The sequence below is a fragment of the Pseudomonas sp. 05N434 genome, from assembly GCF_056396965.1.
Genome location: NZ_JBFTMK010001117.1, coordinates 1 through 473 on the forward strand (window position 1 = coordinate 1; position 473 = coordinate 473).

The following is a 473-nucleotide window of genomic DNA, read 5'->3' on the forward strand; positions in this document are numbered from 1 at the left end:
GCCACGGCACGAACAACAAGGCAAGCATTCGCGAGTTCATGGGGGGAAACCTCTTAGAGACTTACGTTGAAGCTGAGCAGGAAGATGTTGCGTTCAAAACTATGGTTGTCGGCATCGGAATTGTCGTTGCGGTGGCGATAGCCCAATTCGATATCCAGCCAGCGGCGCATCTGGTATTCCACGGCGAAGTTGTAGTCGCGAAGGTTGTCGGTGCGGTTCTGCCCCTCGTACTCATAGCGGGCCAGCCCTGCTTCGGCCACCGTTGTGATCCGCTCGGTCCAGCCATGACGCCAGCCGAACAGCGCAGAGCTGGTCTTGACGGCGTCAGCACCGTCGTCGCCCTCGGCCAGCGCCTGGCGAGCAACGAACGAAAAGGTCGAGTAGGTTCGTGGCTTCCATCGCAGGTCCACCTGCCAGGTCGGGTTACTGAGGTCTTTGACACTGCTGTCATCAAAGTTCTTACGCTCATAACC

1 protein-coding gene is annotated in these 473 nt (G+C 57.9%); it reads right to left on the minus strand.

From position 1 onward, the window contains the following. Positions 1 to 53 precede the first annotated feature (53 nt). Positions 54 to 473 (minus strand): outer membrane beta-barrel protein (locus AC1DLB_RS32005; protein ID WP_477786537.1); only part of this gene is annotated, 420 nt, incomplete at its 5' end.